This is a genomic window from Enterobacter sp. CM29 (genome assembly GCF_013179605.1).
In the GTDB taxonomy this organism is placed as follows: Bacteria; Pseudomonadota; Gammaproteobacteria; order Enterobacterales; family Enterobacteriaceae; genus Enterobacter; species Enterobacter intestinihominis.
The window spans coordinates 1-16,482 of the sequence record NZ_JABMCU010000099.1; the positions used below are offsets into that span (position 1 = coordinate 1).

At 55.4% G+C, this 16,482-nt stretch carries 16 protein-coding genes and 1 pseudogene; 5 read left to right on the plus strand and 12 right to left on the minus strand.

Translation table 11 applies throughout. The features are described 5' to 3' along the window. The 4 genes from HP459_RS13490 to ppiA all read right to left on the minus strand — a co-directional run. Positions 1–1,132: aspartate aminotransferase family protein (locus HP459_RS13490; RefSeq protein ID WP_171936328.1), on the minus strand; the 1,132-nt coding region annotated here is incomplete at its 3' end. 87 nt (positions 1,133–1,219) lie between these two features. Then, positions 1,220–1,783: an aminodeoxychorismate synthase component 2 gene (pabA, locus tag HP459_RS13495; protein WP_063149297.1), complete on the minus strand. Its 564-nt coding sequence runs from the start codon at positions 1,781–1,783 to the stop codon at positions 1,220–1,222. Between the two features lie 30 nt (positions 1,784–1,813). Then, the gene (locus HP459_RS13500) at positions 1,814–2,398 is read right to left on the minus strand and encodes a putative adenosine monophosphate-protein transferase Fic (protein ID WP_023298771.1); all 585 of its coding nucleotides are present in this window, start codon (positions 2,396–2,398) and stop codon (positions 1,814–1,816) included. A gap of 105 nt (positions 2,399–2,503) precedes the next feature. After that, a complete protein-coding gene (gene ppiA / locus HP459_RS13505) occupies positions 2,504–3,076 on the minus strand; it encodes a peptidylprolyl isomerase A (protein WP_022649614.1) in 573 nt (190 codons plus the stop codon). A 278-nt stretch (positions 3,077–3,354) separates the two neighbouring features. Here ppiA and tsgA point away from each other — a divergent pair, with 278 nt between their 5' ends. From tsgA to HP459_RS13530, 5 genes are all read left to right on the plus strand, one after another. Then, positions 3,355–4,539, plus strand: a complete 1,185-nt coding sequence (tsgA, locus tag HP459_RS13510) for an MFS transporter TsgA (RefSeq protein ID WP_022649615.1) — start codon at positions 3,355–3,357, stop codon at positions 4,537–4,539. 260 nt (positions 4,540–4,799) lie between these two features. Next, positions 4,800–7,343 (plus strand): nitrite reductase large subunit NirB, encoded by a 2,544-nt coding sequence (nirB, locus tag HP459_RS13515; RefSeq protein WP_171936329.1) that lies wholly within the window; start codon positions 4,800–4,802, stop codon positions 7,341–7,343. After that, positions 7,340–7,666, plus strand: a complete 327-nt coding sequence (nirD, locus tag HP459_RS13520) for a nitrite reductase small subunit NirD (RefSeq protein WP_022649617.1) — start codon at positions 7,340–7,342, stop codon at positions 7,664–7,666. Before nirB ends, nirD begins: the two co-directional genes overlap by 4 nt. Before the next feature lie 134 nt (positions 7,667–7,800). Further along, positions 7,801–9,174 (plus strand): siroheme synthase CysG, encoded by a 1,374-nt coding sequence (cysG, locus tag HP459_RS13525; protein WP_022649618.1) that lies wholly within the window; start codon positions 7,801–7,803, stop codon positions 9,172–9,174. 146 nt (positions 9,175–9,320) lie between these two features. Further along, positions 9,321–9,491 (plus strand): YhfL family protein, encoded by a 171-nt coding sequence (locus HP459_RS13530; RefSeq protein WP_003861638.1) that lies wholly within the window; start codon positions 9,321–9,323, stop codon positions 9,489–9,491. 136 nt (positions 9,492–9,627) lie between these two features. On the opposite strand, the gene trpS is transcribed toward HP459_RS13530, so the two are convergent. The 8 genes and pseudogenes from trpS to hofQ form a co-directional block, all read right to left on the minus strand. After that, positions 9,628–10,632: a tryptophan--tRNA ligase gene (trpS, locus tag HP459_RS13535; protein WP_015571430.1), complete on the minus strand. Its 1,005-nt coding sequence runs from the start codon at positions 10,630–10,632 to the stop codon at positions 9,628–9,630. After that, positions 10,625–11,386, minus strand: coding sequence for a phosphoglycolate phosphatase (gph, locus tag HP459_RS13540; RefSeq protein ID WP_017384158.1), 762 nt, complete (start codon positions 11,384–11,386; stop codon positions 10,625–10,627). The genes trpS and gph overlap by 8 nt, the downstream gene beginning before the upstream one ends. Continuing rightward, on the minus strand, positions 11,379–12,056 hold the full coding sequence (gene rpe, locus HP459_RS13545) for a ribulose-phosphate 3-epimerase (RefSeq protein ID WP_003861634.1): 678 nt from the start codon (positions 12,054–12,056) through the stop codon (positions 11,379–11,381). The genes gph and rpe overlap by 8 nt, the downstream gene beginning before the upstream one ends. A 39-nt stretch (positions 12,057–12,095) precedes the next feature. Further along, complete coding sequence (gene dam, locus HP459_RS13550) at positions 12,096–12,908, minus strand: adenine-specific DNA-methyltransferase (RefSeq protein WP_022649620.1); 813 nt, start codon at positions 12,906–12,908, stop codon at positions 12,096–12,098. A 67-nt stretch (positions 12,909–12,975) separates the two neighbouring features. Continuing rightward, positions 12,976–14,274, minus strand: coding sequence for a cell division protein DamX (gene damX, locus HP459_RS13555; RefSeq protein ID WP_022649621.1), 1,299 nt, complete (start codon positions 14,272–14,274; stop codon positions 12,976–12,978). Between the two features lie 92 nt (positions 14,275–14,366). Continuing rightward, positions 14,367–15,455: a 3-dehydroquinate synthase gene (aroB, locus tag HP459_RS13560; protein ID WP_171936330.1), complete on the minus strand. Its 1,089-nt coding sequence runs from the start codon at positions 15,453–15,455 to the stop codon at positions 14,367–14,369. 57 nt (positions 15,456–15,512) lie between these two features. Beyond that, positions 15,513–16,034, minus strand: coding sequence for a shikimate kinase AroK (gene aroK / locus HP459_RS13565; RefSeq protein ID WP_003861630.1), 522 nt, complete (start codon positions 16,032–16,034; stop codon positions 15,513–15,515). Positions 16,035–16,320: 286 nt separating this feature from the next. Continuing rightward, positions 16,321–16,482, minus strand: a pseudogene (gene hofQ, locus HP459_RS13570) (DNA uptake porin HofQ); the annotation flags it as partial.

The window sequence follows — 16,482 nt, forward strand, 5'->3', positions numbered from 1 at the left end:
AGCGCATCACGTCCGGCCCGGCGTTGAGCACCATGACGCCTTCGTGCGCGGCGGCGTGCAGGAAATCGCGCGCGCGGCCTTTGTACTGAGGCTTCAGCTCGGCACCGATCAGCAGCCCCATTCCGCGGATGTCGCTGAAGACATCAAACTGTTCGTCAATCTGCTGAAGATGTTTCACAAAAAGGGCGCGTTTCGCATTCACGCCATTCAGGACGTCCGGCGTATTAATGATGTCGAACGCCGCTCCCGCCACGGCGCACGCCAGCGGATTACCGCCGTAAGTGGAGCCGTGTGAGCCCACATGAAATGCGGAAGCAATATCCTGGGTGGTTAGCACCGCGCTGACCGGGAAACCGCCGCCGAGCGCTTTCGCGCTGGTCAGAATATCCGGCGTTACGCCGTAGTGCATATAAGCGAACAGGTCTCCGGTACGCCCCATCCCACACTGCACTTCATCAAACACCAGCAACGCCTGGTGCTCGTCGCACAGCTCACGCAAACCTTGCAGAAATTCCGGGGTGGCCGCCGTGACGCCGCCTTCCCCCTGAATGGGTTCGACCACCACGGCACAGGTGTGATCGTCTATCACCGCTTTAACGGCGTGCAGATCGTTAAACGGCACGTGGATGATATCCGCAGGTTTCGGACCAAAGCCGTCGGAATACTTCGGCTGGCCGCCAACGGAAACGGTAAAGAACGAGCGACCGTGGAAGGCGTTATGGAAGGCGATGATTTTGGTTTTGTACGGACTATGACGCGTGGTTGCGTAGTAGCGCGCAAGCTTAAAGGCGGTTTCGTTGGCTTCGGTGCCGGAGTTCATAAACAGCACGCGTTCGGCGAAGGTGGCATCGATGATCTTACGCCCCAGACGCAGCGCCGGTTCGTTAGTGAACACGTTGCTGGTGTGCCACAGCGTTTCGCCCTGCGTTTTCAGCGCGTCCACCAGCGCAGGATGGCAATGGCCCAGCGCCGTCACCGCAATACCGCCTGCGAAATCAACATACTCGTTGCCCTGCTGATCCCAGACGCGGCTGCCTCTCCCTTTCACCGGGATAAACTCAGCCGGTGCATAAATCGGCAGGATCACTTCATCGAATGTCGCGCGGGTAATTGCTGGTTGTTCAGTTGCCATGTCATGACCATCCATTTTTATGTCACAGTGATTGTGAAAATATAATCACAAAATATGCATAAAAAATCACAACAAGGCAACAGATATTCAGCGATTAAGGAAATTGGCCAGCAGTGCGTGCCCCTGTTCGCTGAGAATGCTTTCCGGGTGGAACTGCACCCCTTCCAGATCGTACTCGCGGTGGCGAATGCCCATGATTTCCTGCGTCTCGCTCCAGGCTGTCACTTCAAAGTCTGCGGGCAGGGTCGGCGGATCAATCACCAGAGAATGGTAGCGCGTCACGGTTAACGGATTGTTTAGCCCCAGGAACACGCCGGTACCGGTGTGCGTGATCGGTGAGGTTTTGCCGTGCATGACTTTCGCGGCACGGACAATGCTGGCGCCAAAGACCTGCGCAATGGCCTGGTGACCCAGGCAGACGCCCAGAATCGGCAGCTTGCCCGCATAGTGGCGGATTACCTCCAGCGAGATACCGGACTCCGACGGCGTACACGGCCCGGGCGAAATCACGATTTTCTGGGGCGCCAGCGCGTCAATGTCAGCCAGCGCGATCTCATCGTTACGGCGGACAACCACCTCTGCCCCCAGTTCACAAAAATACTGGTAAAGGTTCCAGGTAAAGGAATCGTAGTTATCAATCAGCAGAATCATGGCGGCTCCTGAAAAAATGGCCGCCCTATTTTACTCAGATCCCCGCGCTTCGCTCACAACTTTGGCAAAGATAGCATTCAGGGCGGTCAGATCACCCATCGCCCCGCTCTGGTTGGCGGATGCCCAGTCGTCCGGGTCGATCCCCTGCCAGTTCAGCACGTAGCCCGCATGGATCGCCAGCTGTTCAAAGAAGATCCGCTGAGCCACGCCATTACCGCTCATAAACGGATGTAGCATGTTGATTTCACAGTAGTAATGACTGATTCTGTCTGTAAACTCTTCTTTCTGAAGGCCCACCAGATATTTATCGCTTTCCAGCGAAGCCATCAGCTCATTACCCACCTTCTCGATGTACTCGAAATGGCAAAATGGAATGTCGCCCTTGGAAATATCGGCGGTGCGCAGCTCGCCAGCGCCTTTCATTTCGTTGCGGAATAAATGGCGGTGAATAAGGCACAGATGGGGTAAACCCGGTGCAGAAGGCCCCAGTGCCAGCGTCTCGATATCGGGTTCAGCGGGACCCTTGCCTTTTTCAAGGAGGCAACTGGCCTGAAGATTGACGCTACGCTGTTGCTCCCAGAGTCGGGATTTTTGCTTGTCGGTGAGTTTTTTCACTACGCCTCCCTGAATAGTCCGTTTGCCACAAGTATAAGCAGCAAAACGCGCTTTCGCAGGGAGGGCGGAAAGACACGGGCAGGATGTGCCCGTGTGAGGGAACGATTACGGCAGCACTTTCGCGGAGAGAATCACCACTGGCTTAGACGGCACATTCTGGTATGGACCGACATCGTGAGTCTGAACCTGAGAGATCTTATCCGCCACGTCCATGCCTTTCACCACTTTACCGAACACCGCGTAGCCAAAGTCGCGCTGGCCGTGGTCCAGGAAGGCGTTATCCGCCACGTTGAGGAAGAACTGGCTGGTGGCGCTGTCTTTATCCGCCGTACGCGCCATAGAAATGGTGCCGCGCTTGTTCAGCAGGCCGTTATCCGCTTCATTTTTGATTGGCGGGTTAGGCTTTTTCTGCTGCATCTGCTCGTTGAAACCGCCGCCCTGAATCATAAAGCCCGGGATCACGCGGTGGAACGTGGTGTTGTTATAAAAACCACTGTTCACGTAGTCGAGGAAGTTTTTCACGGAAACAGGGGCTTTCTGGCTATCCAGCTCCAGCTCAATATTCCCCGCAGAGGTAGTCAGCAGGACGTGAGGGTCTCCTTTAGCTGCCAGCGCAGCAGGGGAAACGGCAGAAAGAGCAAACACAGCTGCGACAGCCGCCAGTGTTGATTTGAGCATGAGAATTCCTTAACAAAGCGCAGTATAAAAAGCGAATGGCTTGATTCTAAAGAGCAGTATGACCCCAGACCAGTCTTTTACCTAATTTTACGAAATTGAAACAATTATTACCGCGCAAACGATTGTTCACCCCGCGATATAATGTGATCTCCATCACGTTAAAGCCTGCAATTGTGCTCAATATTTTCTGAAAAGATTTAATTAGATCACTTTCGCGACTAAAATCTGCCCGCTCAAACGCAGTCATTGCGTTTTTCTTTACTTTTAACAGGCCAGACATGACTAACAGCAATCGCATCAAGCTCACATGGATCAGCTTCTTCTCCTACGCCCTGACCGGCGCGTTGGTGATCGTCACCGGGATGGTGATGGGAAATATCGCAGACTACTTCCAGTTGCCCGTTTCCAGCATGAGCAATACCTTCACTTTCCTGAACGCGGGGATCCTGATCTCTATTTTCCTTAATGCCTGGCTGATGGAAATCGTGCCGCTGAAAACCCAGCTGCGCTTCGGCTTCGTGCTGATGGTTGCCGCCGTGGCGGGCCTGGTGCTGAGCCACAGCATCGCCCTCTTCTCTGCCGCCATGTTCGTGCTGGGCCTGGTAAGCGGGATCACCATGTCGATCGGTACGTTCCTGATCACCCATATGTATGAAGGTCGCCAGCGCGGCGCGCGTCTGCTGTTCACCGACTCCTTCTTCAGCATGGCCGGGATGATTTTCCCGATGGTCGCCGCGTATCTTCTGGCGCGCAGCATTGAGTGGTACTGGGTGTACGCCTGCATTGGTCTGGTCTATGTCGCGATCTTTATTCTCACCTTCGGCTGCGAGTTCCCGGTGCTGGGCAAAAAAGCGCAGACTACGTCTGAGCCAGTTGCGAAAGAAAAATGGGGTATCGGCGTGCTGTTCCTTTCCATCGCCGCGCTGTGTTACATCCTGGGCCAGCTGGGCTTTATCTCCTGGGTTCCTGAGTATGCGAAAGGTCTGGGCATGAGTCTGAACGACGCGGGTAAACTGGTGAGCGATTTCTGGATGTCTTACATGTTCGGCATGTGGGCGTTTAGCTTTATCCTGCGCTTCTTCGACCTGCAACGGATCCTGACCGTTCTGGCGGGTCTGGCAACCGTGCTGATGTATCTGTTCATCAACGGTTCCCCGGAGCATATGCCGTGGTTCATCCTGACCCTGGGCTTCTTCTCCAGCGCGATTTATACCTCGATCATCACCCTTGGCTCTCTTCAGACCAAAGTGGCCTCGCCAAAGCTGGTGAACTTCGTGCTGACCTGCGGCACCATCGGCACCATGCTGACCTTCGTGGTCACGGGCCCAATTGTGGCGCACAGCGGCCCGCTGGCGGCGCTGCATACCGCTAACGGTCTGTACGCCGTGGTGTTCATCATGTGTTTCGTGCTGGGCTTTGTGACCCGTCACCGTCAACACAACCCGGCAACAGCTACCCACTAATCGCCGTAACCCCTTTGCGTACTGCAAAGGGGTTTTCTCCTGCTCACCCGCCCTGCCCGCCGATGGGTAAAAAACCCCACCAAAGTTGTGCGAAAAACAAGCAAGCACAAAAATCAAACAATATCCGTCACTTATAAAAATCCTGACAAATCATAGATATACCCCCTAAGGGGTAGGTGAAGGCGTATTTGATTTGCATCAATAAGTGCCCCTGCTGAATCGTTAAGGTAGGCAGTAATAGAAAAGAAATCGAGGCAAAAATGAGCAAAGTCAGACTCGCTATCATCGGTAACGGCATGGTCGGCCACCGCTTTATTGAGGATCTTCTCGATAAAGCCGATGCTAACCAGTTCGATATTACCGTGTTCTGTGAAGAACCCCGCAAGGCGTACGACCGTGTGCACTTGTCTTCCTACTTCTCTCACCATACCGCCGAAGAACTCTCTCTGGTGCGCGAAGGTTTCTACGAGAAGCATGGCGTAAAAGTGCTGGTGGGCGAACGCGCTATCACCATCAACCGTCAGGAGAAAGTGATCCACTCCAGCGCCGGACGCACGGTTTTTTACGATAAGCTGATCATGGCGACAGGCTCGTATCCGTGGATCCCGCCGATTAAAGGTTCGGAAACCCAGGATTGCTTCGTTTACCGTACCATTGAAGACCTCAACGCCATTGAATCCTGCGCACGTCGAAGCAAACGCGGCGCGGTTGTCGGTGGTGGTCTGCTGGGTCTGGAAGCGGCAGGCGCACTGAAAAACCTCGGCGTTGAAACCCACGTCATCGAATTTGCCCCGATGCTGATGGCGGAACAGCTGGACCATATGGGTGGCGACCAGTTACGCCGTAAAATCGAAAGCATGGGCGTGAAGGTTCACACCAGCAAGAACACCAAAGAGATCGTGCAGGAAGGCACTGAAGCGCGTAAAACCATGCGCTTTGCCGACGGCAGCGAGCTGGAAGTGGATTTCATCGTCTTCTCCACCGGCATTCGCCCGCGCGACAAGCTGGCTACTCAGTGCGGTCTGGCCGTTGCGTTGCGCGGCGGGATCATGATCAACGATACCTGCCAGACCTCCGATCCGGACATCTACGCCATCGGCGAATGCGCCAGCTGGAATAACCGCGTATACGGTCTGGTTGCACCTGGGTACAAAATGGCGCAGGTCGCCGTTGACCATATCCTCGGCAGCGAAAATGCCTTCACCGGCGCAGACATGAGCGCGAAGCTGAAGCTGCTGGGCGTGGACGTGGGCGGTATTGGCGATGCGCATGGTCGCACCCCGAACTCCCGCAGCTATGTTTATCTGGACGAAAGCAAAGAAGTCTACAAACGTCTTATCGTCAGCCAGGACAACAAAACCCTGCTCGGGGCGGTGCTGGTGGGCGACACCAGCGACTTCGGCAACCTGCTCCAGCTGGTGCTGAACGCCATTGAGCTGCCGGAAAACCCGGATGCGCTGATCCTCCCGGCGCACGCCTCCAGCGGTAAGCCGTCCATCGGCGTGGATAAACTGCCGGACAACGCGCAAATCTGCTCCTGCTTCGACGTCACCAAAGGCATGCTGATCTCCGCCATTAACAAAGGCTGCCACACCGTTGCGGCGCTGAAGGCGGAAACCAAAGCCGGGACCGGCTGCGGCGGCTGTATCCCGCTGGTCACCCAGGTGCTGAACGCCGAGCTGGCAAAACAGGGCATTGAAGTGAACAACAACCTGTGCGAGCACTTCGCTTACTCTCGCCAGGAGCTGTACCACCTGATCCGCGTGGAAGGCATTAAGTCCTTCGACGAACTGCTGGAGAAACACGGCCAGGGCTACGGCTGTGAAGTATGTAAGCCTACCGTCGGTTCCCTGCTGGCGTCCTGCTGGAACGAATATGTGCTCAAACCAGAACACACTCCGCTTCAGGACACCAACGATAACTTCCTGGCCAATATTCAGAAAGACGGGACTTACTCGGTGATCCCGCGTTCTGCCGGGGGAGAAATTACCCCTGAGGGGCTGGTCGCCGTGGGCCGTATCGCCCGTGAGTTTAATCTGTACACCAAAATCACCGGTTCCCAGCGTATCGGCCTGTTCGGTGCGCAGAAAGATGATCTGCCGGAAATCTGGCGTCAGCTGATTGAGGCGGGCTTCGAAACCGGTCACGCGTACGCCAAGGCGCTGCGCATGGCGAAAACCTGCGTGGGTAGCACCTGGTGCCGCTACGGCGTGGGCGACAGCGTGGGCTTCGGCGTCGAGCTGGAAAACCGCTACAAAGGTATCCGTACGCCGCACAAAATGAAGTTCGGCGTCTCAGGGTGTACCCGTGAATGTGCGGAAGCACAGGGTAAAGACGTGGGTATTATCGCCACCGAGAAAGGCTGGAACCTGTACGTGTGCGGTAACGGCGGGATGAAACCTCGCCACGCCGATCTGCTGGCTGCCGATCTCGATCGCGATACGCTGATCAAATACCTCGACCGCTTCATGATGTTCTACATTCGTACCGCCGATAAGCTGACCCGTACCGCGTCATGGCTGGATAATCTCGAAGGCGGCATCGACTATCTGAAGTCAGTCATTATCGACGACAAGCTGGGCCTGAATGAACAGCTGGAATCCGAGATGACTCGCCTGCGCGAGGCGGTTATCTGCGAGTGGACCGAAACCGTGAACACGCCAGCGGCGCAGACGCGCTTCAAACACTTTATCAACAGCACCCAGCGCGACCCGAACGTGCAGGTGGTGCCGGAGCGCGAACAGCATCGTCCAGCGACCCCGTATGAACGTATTCCGGTGATGCTGGTGGAGGAAAACGCATGAGCCAGTGGGTAAACATCTGCAACATTAACGACATTCTGCCAGCAACCGGCGTCTGTGCCCTGCTGGGCAACGAGCAGGTAGCGATTTTCCGCCCTCGCCACGATGAACAGGTTTTTGCCATCAGCAATATCGACCCGTTCTTCGAGGCCAGCGTGCTCTCCCGCGGTCTGATTGCGGAGCACCAGGGCGAACTGTGGGTTGCCAGCCCGCTGAAAAAGCAGCGCTTCCGCTTAACCGACGGGCGCTGCATGGAAGATGAAAGCTTCTCGGTCAAACACTACGACGTCCGCGTGAAGGACGGCGAGGTGCAGCTGAAAGCGTAACCCCTCGCCTTTTCAATAGGAAAGGCTTATGACCCCTTATGGGTAACGGCAGGAAAAACCGTATGTTCTGTACGATTCCTGCTGTTATCCTGACGTCAATTCTTCCCCCGCCATGAATACTGTGAGGTAACGTCGTGGATCACCTGCCGATTTTTTGTCAATTACGCAACCGCGACTGCCTGCTCGTGGGCGGCGGCGATGTGGCTGAACGCAAGGCGCGCCTGCTGTTAGAGGCGGGCGCCCGACTGACCGTTAACGCCCTCACCTTCGCCCCACAGTTTGACGTCTGGGCGCAGGAAGGGATGCTCACGCAGGTGCAGGGCGAATTTGATGAATCCCTGCTGGATACCTGCTGGCTGACCATCGCCGCAACGGATAACGATGACGTTAACCAGCGCGTCAGCGACGCCTGCGAAGCGCGCCGCATCTTCTGTAACGTGGTGGATGCGCCGAAAGAGGCGAGCTTTATCATGCCATCCATTATCGACCGCTCGCCGCTGATGATTGCGGTGTCGTCCGGTGGCCGCTCGCCCGTTCTTGCCCGTCTGCTGCGGGAAAAACTGGAAGCCGTGCTGCCTCAACACCTTGGTCAGATTGCCCATTACGCCGGGCAGCTGCGTTCCCGCGTGAAGCAAACCTTCGCAACCGTGGGCGAACGCCGTCGCTTCTGGGAGAAGTTCTTTGTCAACGACAGGCTGGCGCAGTCGCTAGCCAATCAGGACGCCAAAGCGGTTGAAGAGACGACCGAGCAACTCCTCTCTGAACCGCTGGATCATCGCGGTGAAGTGGTACTGGTGGGCGCAGGTCCCGGCGATGCGGGCTTGCTGACGCTGAAGGGTCTCCAGCAGATCCAGCAGGCGGACATCGTGGTATATGACCGTCTGGTCTCTGATGACATCATGAATCTGGTGCGCCGCGATGCTGACCGCGTATTCGTCGGCAAACGGGCAGGTTATCACTGCGTACCGCAGGAGGAGATCAACCAGATCCTGCTGCGGGAAGCGCAAAAAGGTAAGCGCGTGGTGCGTCTGAAAGGGGGCGATCCGTTTATCTTTGGTCGCGGCGGCGAGGAGCTGGAAACTCTCTGCAACGCGGGCATTCCGTTCTCCGTGGTGCCGGGCATTACGGCGGCATCCGGCTGTTCTGCCTATTCCGGCATTCCGTTAACCCATCGCGACTATGCCCAGAGCGTGCGCCTGGTGACAGGCCACCTGAAAACCGGCAGCGAGCTGGACTGGCATAATCTGGCCGCTGAAAAGCAGACTCTGGTCTTCTACATGGGGCTAAATCAGGCAGCCACGATTCAGGCGAAACTGCTGGAGCACGGCATGGAAGCAGATATGCCGGTCGCGCTGGTAGAAAACGGTACCGCCATTACGCAGCGCGTGGTCGATGGCGTACTGACGCAGCTGGGCGAGCTGGCGCAGCAGGTTGAAAGCCCGGCGCTGATCGTGGTGGGCCGCGTGGTAGCACTGCGTGAAAAACTGAACTGGTTCTCCAGCCACTAACGCACAATCTCTCTCCCGGGAGTAGTCTTGAAGCGGACTACTCCCTTCTTACCTCAGTCGATAACATACCGCCTGCGTAATGGAACTTTTCCATTTATTCCCTCGTGTTACATCCAATTTTTTGATTTTATTGACAAGGAATGCGTATGTTCAAACTGGCAAAAGCTGCCGTTCTGGTCGGCCTGTTAACAACTCTGACGGCCTGCACCGGTCACGTTCAAAATACTAAAAATAATTGCAGCTACGATTACCTGCTGCATCCGGCAATCTCCATTTCGAAGATCATTGGCGGTTGCGGCCCGGCGGCACAGCAGTAAGCGTTTTTCAGGCGTAAAAAACCGGGGATTTCCCGGTTTTTTTGTTTCGTCAGTTTTGTCGGGTGGCGGCTCCGCCTTACCCGACCTACACGGTCCCGTAGGCCGGGTAAGCGTAAGCGCCACCCGGCAAAGCGGCTTAAGGTTTCGCCACAAACCCAATCGCGTCGTACACCGCTTTCAGGGTTTCGGAGGCGCGCGCGCTGGCTTTTTCCGCGCCCTCTTTCATCACTTTTTGCAGGAAAGCTTCGTCGTTACGGTAACGGTGATAGCGCTCCTGCAACTCGGTCAGCATGCCGGAAACGGCGTCTGCCACTTCACCTTTCAGGTGGCCGTACATTTTGCCTTCAAAGTGTTTTTCCAGCTCAGGGATGCTCTGTCCGGTCACACCGGAGAGAATGTCCAGCAGGTTGGATACGCCCGCTTTGTTCTGCACGTCGTAGCGCACCACTGGCGGCTCGTCGGAGTCGGTCACCGCACGCTTGAGCTTTTTCACCACCGATTTCGGATCTTCCAGCAGGCCGATAACGTTGTTGCGGTTATCGTCAGACTTGGACATCTTTTTGGTCGGCTCCAGCAGCGACATCACGCGCGCGCCGGATTTCGGAATAAACGGCTCAGGCACTTTGAACACGTCGCCGTAAAGCGCATTGAAGCGCTGGGCGATATCGCGGCTCAGCTCCAGGTGCTGCTTCTGATCTTCGCCCACTGGTACCTGGTTGGTCTGGTACAGCAGAATATCTGCCGCCATCAGCACCGGATAATCAAACAGACCGGCGTTGATGTTTTCAGAGTAGCGCGCAGATTTATCCTTGAACTGGGTCATGCGGCTCAGCTCGCCGAAATAGGTGTAGCAGTTCAGCGCCCAGCCCAGCTGCGCGTGCTCTGGCACGTGAGACTGAACAAAAATGGTGCTCTTCTCGGGATCGATACCGCACGCCAGGTACAGCGCCAGCGTATCAAGCGTCGCCTTGCGCAGCTTCTCGGGATCCTGACGCGCGGTGATAGCATGCAAATCCACGATGCAGTAAATGCAGTGGTAGTCATCCTGCATGCTCACCCACTGACGTAACGCACCCATGTAGTTACCAATGGTCAGTTCACCTGAAGGCTGTGCGCCACTAAAAACGATGGGCTTAGTCATTATTCAATTCCTGATGTTCACTGTGCGAAAGCCCGAGTGCGGGCAACAAATCTTTGAAGTGGTCGAACACAACGTCCGGCTCACTCAGCGTAATGGCTTCACCGTAGTTGTAGCCGTAGGTCAACCCAACAGACGGGCAACCTGCCGCTCTGGCAGCCAGAATATCATTGCGGGAATCCCCGACAAAGAGCAGCTCCGCAGGCGCTAAGGATAATTTTCCTGCCACCAGCAATAGCGGTTCCGGATGCGGCTTTTTATTCTGCACGTCATCGCCGCCCACAATTACGGAGAAGTATTTCGCGATATCCAGCGCTTCCAGCAGAGGCGCAACGAACGGTGTTGGCTTGTTGGTCACCAGCCCCAGCGGGATGCCTTTCGCATGTAGCGCGCTCAGCGTTTCAGCGACATCCGGGAACAGGAAGCTACCCTCTTCGACGGTCTCTTCGTAGAAACGGTCGAACAGTTTGCGCAGAATACGCTGCTGCTCATCCTGGGGAATATCCGCGTGGTCAACACTCGGTTTCCCTTGCGCAGAACGCTGAGAGGCACGTTCCTGACGAGCCCAGGTCAGCGCGCGCTCCATCAGCACGTCTGCACCGTTACCAATCCACGTCACGACGCGCTCTTCGCCCGCAACGGGGAGTTCAAGGGCATACAGCGCCTGATCGACGGCGCGGGTTAATCCAGGCGCGCTGTCGACCAGCGTGCCGTCGAGGTCAAATGCTACACCCCGAATAGCCTGCAATTTATCCATGACTTACCTTCGCCAGTTCACGGCGCATTTCATCAATGACTTTTTTGTAATCCGGTTGATCGAAGATGGCGGAGCCTGCGACGAACATATCCGCTCCTGCCGCCGCAATCTCACCGATGTTATTGACCTTCACGCCGCCATCCACTTCCAGGCGAATATCATAGCCAGACTCATCAATACGGCGGCGCACTTCACGCAGTTTGTCGAGGGTCTGAGGGATAAACGACTGGCCGCCAAAGCCCGGGTTGACGGACATCAGCAGGATCACGTCCAGCTTGTCCATCACGTAGTCGAGATAGCTCAGCGGGGTCGCCGGGTTAAAGACCAGCCCCGCCTTACAGCCGTTCTCTTTGATCAGCTGTAGCGTGCGGTCAACGTGTTCGGAGGCTTCCGGGTGGAAAGTGATGATGCTGGCACCCGCCGCGGCGAAATCAGGCACGATGCGATCAACCGGTTTCACCATCAGATGCACGTCAATGGGCGCGGTGATCCCGTAGTTACGCAGCGCTTTAAGCACCATCGGACCGATGGTCAGGTTGGGAACGTAGTGGTTATCCATAACGTCGAAATGGACGACATCCGCGCCAGCCGCGAGAGCTTTGGCAGTGTCTTCACCCAGGCGGGCAAAATCGGCCGACAGAATTGAGGGGGCAATCAAAAACTGTTTCATCCGCATCTCCTTGAAATGTGTTTACCGGCGGGCAAAGGCTCAGGGTCGATAAAGCGCCAGAAGTTCGTCCACCTTTTTACGTGTGCCGCCATTGCTACTAATGCTACGCCGCACTTTTACCTGAAAATGCTTCGCGGCTTTGTACCATTCGCGCGTATCAGGCGTGTCGTGATTCGAAATTAACACCGGAATTCTTTTGCTGACCAGCTTTTCCGCCATCTCAGCCAGACGCGCCTGCTCGGCCGGGCTGAAGCTGTTGGTGTGGTAGGCGGTGAAATTTGCCGTGGCAGACAGCGGCGCGTAAGGCGGATCACAGTAGACCACCGAGTTTACACCCGCCAGCTCCATGCACTCTTCATAGGAGAGACAGTAGAACTCGGCATTCTGCGCTTTTTCAGCAAAGTGATACAGCTCGTCCTGCGGGAAATAGGGACGCTTATAGCGGCCAAACGGCACGTTAAACTCGCCACGCAGATTATACCGGCACAGACCGTTGTAGCCATGGCGGTTGAGATAAAGAAACAACAGCGCGCGACGGAACGGGTCCTGGCTCTGATTAAACTCAGCGCGGAACTGATAGTAAATGTCCGGGTTGTTGTTCTCTGGCGTAAACAGCTTCCGCGCCTCTTCCACATACTCATCGGTACGCAGTTTGACGATGTTATAGAGGCTGATAAGGTCGCTGTTGATATCCGCCAGGATATAACGAGAAAAATCGGTATTCAGGAACACCGATCCAGCACCCACGAAGGGCTCGATAAGACACTCGCCTTTCGGCAGGTGCTTTTTAATATCGTCGAGCAGGGGGTATTTCCCCCCTGCCCATTTCAGAAAAGCGCGATTTTTTTTCATGCTGACTAACTGATTACACCTTCTCCGGCTGTGGAGAAAGCTCCGACAGCATCCTGCGCTTTAAACATTACTTCAGATCGGCCTGCACCTGATGAATCGGCTTCGCCCACGGGTTTTTCGCCTGCACGTCGGCTGGCAGCGTGGAAACGGCACGTTTTGCTTCATCTTTTGAGGCATAAACTCCGCTTACCAGAACGTACCAAGGCTGTCCGTTACGGGTCGTCTGATAAACCACATAGTTTTTCAGATTCGATTTCTTCGCCCAGGCGTTGAGGTTGTCGTAGTTAGACGAACTGCTCAGCTGCAACGTGTAGTTGCTGGATGATGCGGATTTCAGAGAACCCACGTTACCCGTCGTTTTACCTGCCGCGGTGCTGGATGCGCTAGCGGTTGGCGTAGCAGCCGGTGCCGCAGTTGCAGCAGGCGCGGTTGTGGTCGCCGTTGCTTTAGGTGCAGCGGTTGCCGCAGGCGTTGGCGCTTTAACCGGTTGGCTCACCGCAGGTTTTGTCTGCGCTGGCGCTTTCGTTTCTGGCGCTTTTGCCACGGTCTGCGGTTTCGTCTCACGCTTCGGCTCAATCACAGCCTGCTTACGCTCCTGACGCGGCGCAGTCTGGGTATGGCGCGGTTTGGTTTCCGTTGCCGCCGTTTGCTGCTGGGCATTGCTGCCATGAACTGGCGCAACGGTGGCAGGTTCAGTAGGCAGCGTGGAGTTCACCACGGCAGCGTTAACCTGCTCCTGATTCTGCGGCTGCGTCAGCGCGTTATTCAGATCGCCCTGAACTTCAACACGCTGCTGGCCCTCCGGCGTAACAGGCGCCTGGCCCTGAGTTGGGGTCGCAGAGACGGGCGGCAGAGAGATATCCTGACCGGCGCTGGTGTTACCTGCGGTCTGCTCTGCGGAAGTGGTGCCCGGCGCTGGCTGAGCGCCATTCGCCTGGTTGCTCGCATCGTTACCAGACAGGTCGATGCTCTTCTCGGCAGACGCTGTCTGCTCGGTAGAATGGGTAGAAGGTGCTTTTAGCGCGGAACCAATGCCGACAATCAGCAATACCAGAACCAGAACGCCAAGGCCCATCATGATGTACTGACGGGAGGCCGGTTTTGCCGCTACCGCTTTTTTACGTTTGCGCGGACGACGTTCAACAGGCTGTTCATCCATTAACTCTTCTTCGGATTCATACTCCTCGTCTTCACGCTCATTTCGCGCGTTACGGCTACGCGAAGGGCGACGATCGTCTGCATCCAGATCGACATCGTCAAAGTTGATCTGCGGCTCGTTATCACGTTCTGAAGATTGACGAGAACGACCAGTACGACGATCGCTGGGATCGGGTTTCAGCTCGTCTTCTGGTTTGAATTCATCCATTTAACACCCCACTCAAAGGCTTCTGCCAACGACTCTGCATTTACCTGAAGCTAAAACGACCACCTGTTACAGCAGCCTGACCTTTCTAGTTGTTACGCCTGCTGACAATCAGCAATAGCGCCAAGTACGACTTCGTGCGGCACTCCGCCGCGCACTTCACTTTTCCCTATTGCAAGCGGGAGTACCAGACGCATCTCACCTGCCAATACTTTTTTATCGCGCATCATGTGGGGAAGGTACGCTTGCGCAGACATTTCCTGCGGACCATTCACCGGCAAGCCAGCACGTTTAAGCAACGTGATGATACGTGCTGTCTCTTCCGGCCTGAACTGCCCCAGACGTTCAGAGGCACGGGCCGCCATGACCATTCCGGCAGCGACAGCTTCACCGTGAAGCCAGTTACCGTAGCCCATTTCGGCTTCGATCGCATGACCAAACGTATGCCCCAGATTCAGTAAAGCACGTAAGCCGGTTTCACGCTCATCTGCGGCAACGACTTCTGCTTTCAGCTCACAGCACCGGCGAATACAGTAGGCCATTGCCTGCCCATCGAGGCGCAGCAGCGCATCCATATTCTCTTCCAGCCAGGTGAAGAACTCACCGTCAAGAATAATGCCGTATTTGATCACTTCTGCAAGGCCGGACGCCAGTTCGCGCGCTGGCAAGGTTTGCAGACAGTCGATATCCACCACCACCGATGCAGGCTGGTAGAACGCGCCAATCATGTTTTTGCCGAGCGGATGGTTAACCGCCGTTTTACCGCCCACAGAAGAATCGACCTGTGAGAGCAACGTGGTTGGAATTTGAATAAAGCGCACACCGCGCTGGTAGCTGGCGGCTGCAAAACCGGTCAGATCGCCCACAACGCCGCCGCCCAGGGCAAGCAGTGTTGTATCACGACCGTGCGGTTTTTGCAGAAGTGCGGTAAAGACGGTATCCAGTACCGTCAGGCTTTTGTACTGCTCGCCATCGGGCAGAATCACACTGTCGACCTTCACGCCCGCCTGCTCAAGCAGGTGGCGTACACGGTCGAGATAAAGCGGAGCCAGCGTCTCGTTGGTGACCAGCATCGCCTGATCACCCGCTTTCAGTGGTAAGAAGGAAGCTGGATCGTTAAACAAACCAGCCGCGATGGTGATAGGGTAACTACGTTCCCCGAGAGTAACTGTAATCCTCTCCATGACGCGACATCCACCTTAAATGCTTTTACCCGCAGGCGAGTGTATATAAAGCCAGAATCAGTTGCTTTCCAGCATATGAATAATCTGGTTTGCAACCACTTTAGCGCTTTGATCGTCAGTACGAATGGTCACATCAGCAATCTCTTCGTACAGAGGATTGCGTTCATCGGCCAAAGCTTCCAGAACTTCACGTGGCGGTGTTTCAACCTGCAACAACGGGCGCTTTTTATCACGCTGCGTGCGTGCCAGCTGTTTTTCGATGGTCGTCTCAAGATAGACCACTACGCCACGGGCGGAGAGACGGTTGCGGGTTTCGCGAGATTTTACAGAGCCGCCGCCTGTTGCCAGCACAATGCCCTGTTTTTCCGTGAGTTCGTTGATCACTTTTTCTTCTCGGTCACGGAAACCTTCTTCGCCTTCTACGTCGAAGACCCAGCCCACATCCGCTCCGGTTCGTTTCTCAATCTCTTGATCAGAATCGTAAAATTCCATATTGAGTTGTTGAGCTAACTGACGCCCAATAGTGCTTTTGCCGGCACCCATAGGCCCAACCAGAAAGATATTGCGTTTCTCTGCCATTTTTTCGGTACTACTAAGACTATTCGTTAATGGTAATCCCCGCTGCGCAGACACCCGGCGTAGCAGGACATGAACTGAAACCTCATTTGCAATAGAGCGAGAGTCAGACGAAAAATTATCTCAATACTCCGGCTTGTTTGGCAACTGATTAAATCACCGTTCCCGGCGCATAAGGAAATAAGACGTAAGTCCAACTCAAATCGGTACTCCTTGTATGCTAATTCATGCCCCACGTCAAACATCTGCAACAAACTGAATGCAAAATCATTGCGGGGATCGTTACCCATTAATGAATACTGACCAGACGTGGCGTGATAAACACCACTAACTCGCGCCGTTCGTTATCTTTTCCGTCATGGCGGAACAACTGACCCAGCCACGGAATGTTGCCCAGCACGGGCACGCTGTCGCGTCCGGTTTTATTCTTTTGCGAAAAGATCCCGCCCAG

Bases quoted from the DNA above. Each gene is read 5' to 3' on its own strand.
- pabA (WP_063149297.1), bottom strand. From the start codon at position 1,783: ATGATTCTGCTGATTGATAACTACGATTCCTTTACCTGGAACCTTTAC.
- ppiA (WP_022649614.1), bottom strand. From the start codon at position 3,076: ATGCTCAAATCAACACTGGCGGCTGTCGCAGCTGTGTTTGCTCTTTCT.
- tsgA (WP_022649615.1), top strand. From the start codon at position 3,355: ATGACTAACAGCAATCGCATCAAGCTCACATGGATCAGCTTCTTCTCC.
- nirB (WP_171936329.1), top strand. From the start codon at position 4,800: ATGAGCAAAGTCAGACTCGCTATCATCGGTAACGGCATGGTCGGCCAC.
- nirD (WP_022649617.1), top strand. From the start codon at position 7,340: ATGAGCCAGTGGGTAAACATCTGCAACATTAACGACATTCTGCCAGCA.
- HP459_RS13530 (WP_003861638.1), top strand. From the start codon at position 9,321: ATGTTCAAACTGGCAAAAGCTGCCGTTCTGGTCGGCCTGTTAACAACT.
- trpS (WP_015571430.1), bottom strand. From the start codon at position 10,632: ATGACTAAGCCCATCGTTTTTAGTGGCGCACAGCCTTCAGGTGAACTG.
- gph (WP_017384158.1), bottom strand. From the start codon at position 11,386: ATGGATAAATTGCAGGCTATTCGGGGTGTAGCATTTGACCTCGACGGC.
- rpe (WP_003861634.1), bottom strand. From the start codon at position 12,056: ATGAAACAGTTTTTGATTGCCCCCTCAATTCTGTCGGCCGATTTTGCC.
- dam (WP_022649620.1), bottom strand. From the start codon at position 12,908: ATGAAAAAAAATCGCGCTTTTCTGAAATGGGCAGGGGGGAAATACCCC.
- damX (WP_022649621.1), bottom strand. From the start codon at position 14,274: ATGGATGAATTCAAACCAGAAGACGAGCTGAAACCCGATCCCAGCGAT.
- aroB (WP_171936330.1), bottom strand. From the start codon at position 15,455: ATGGAGAGGATTACAGTTACTCTCGGGGAACGTAGTTACCCTATCACC.
- aroK (WP_003861630.1), bottom strand. From the start codon at position 16,034: ATGGCAGAGAAACGCAATATCTTTCTGGTTGGGCCTATGGGTGCCGGC.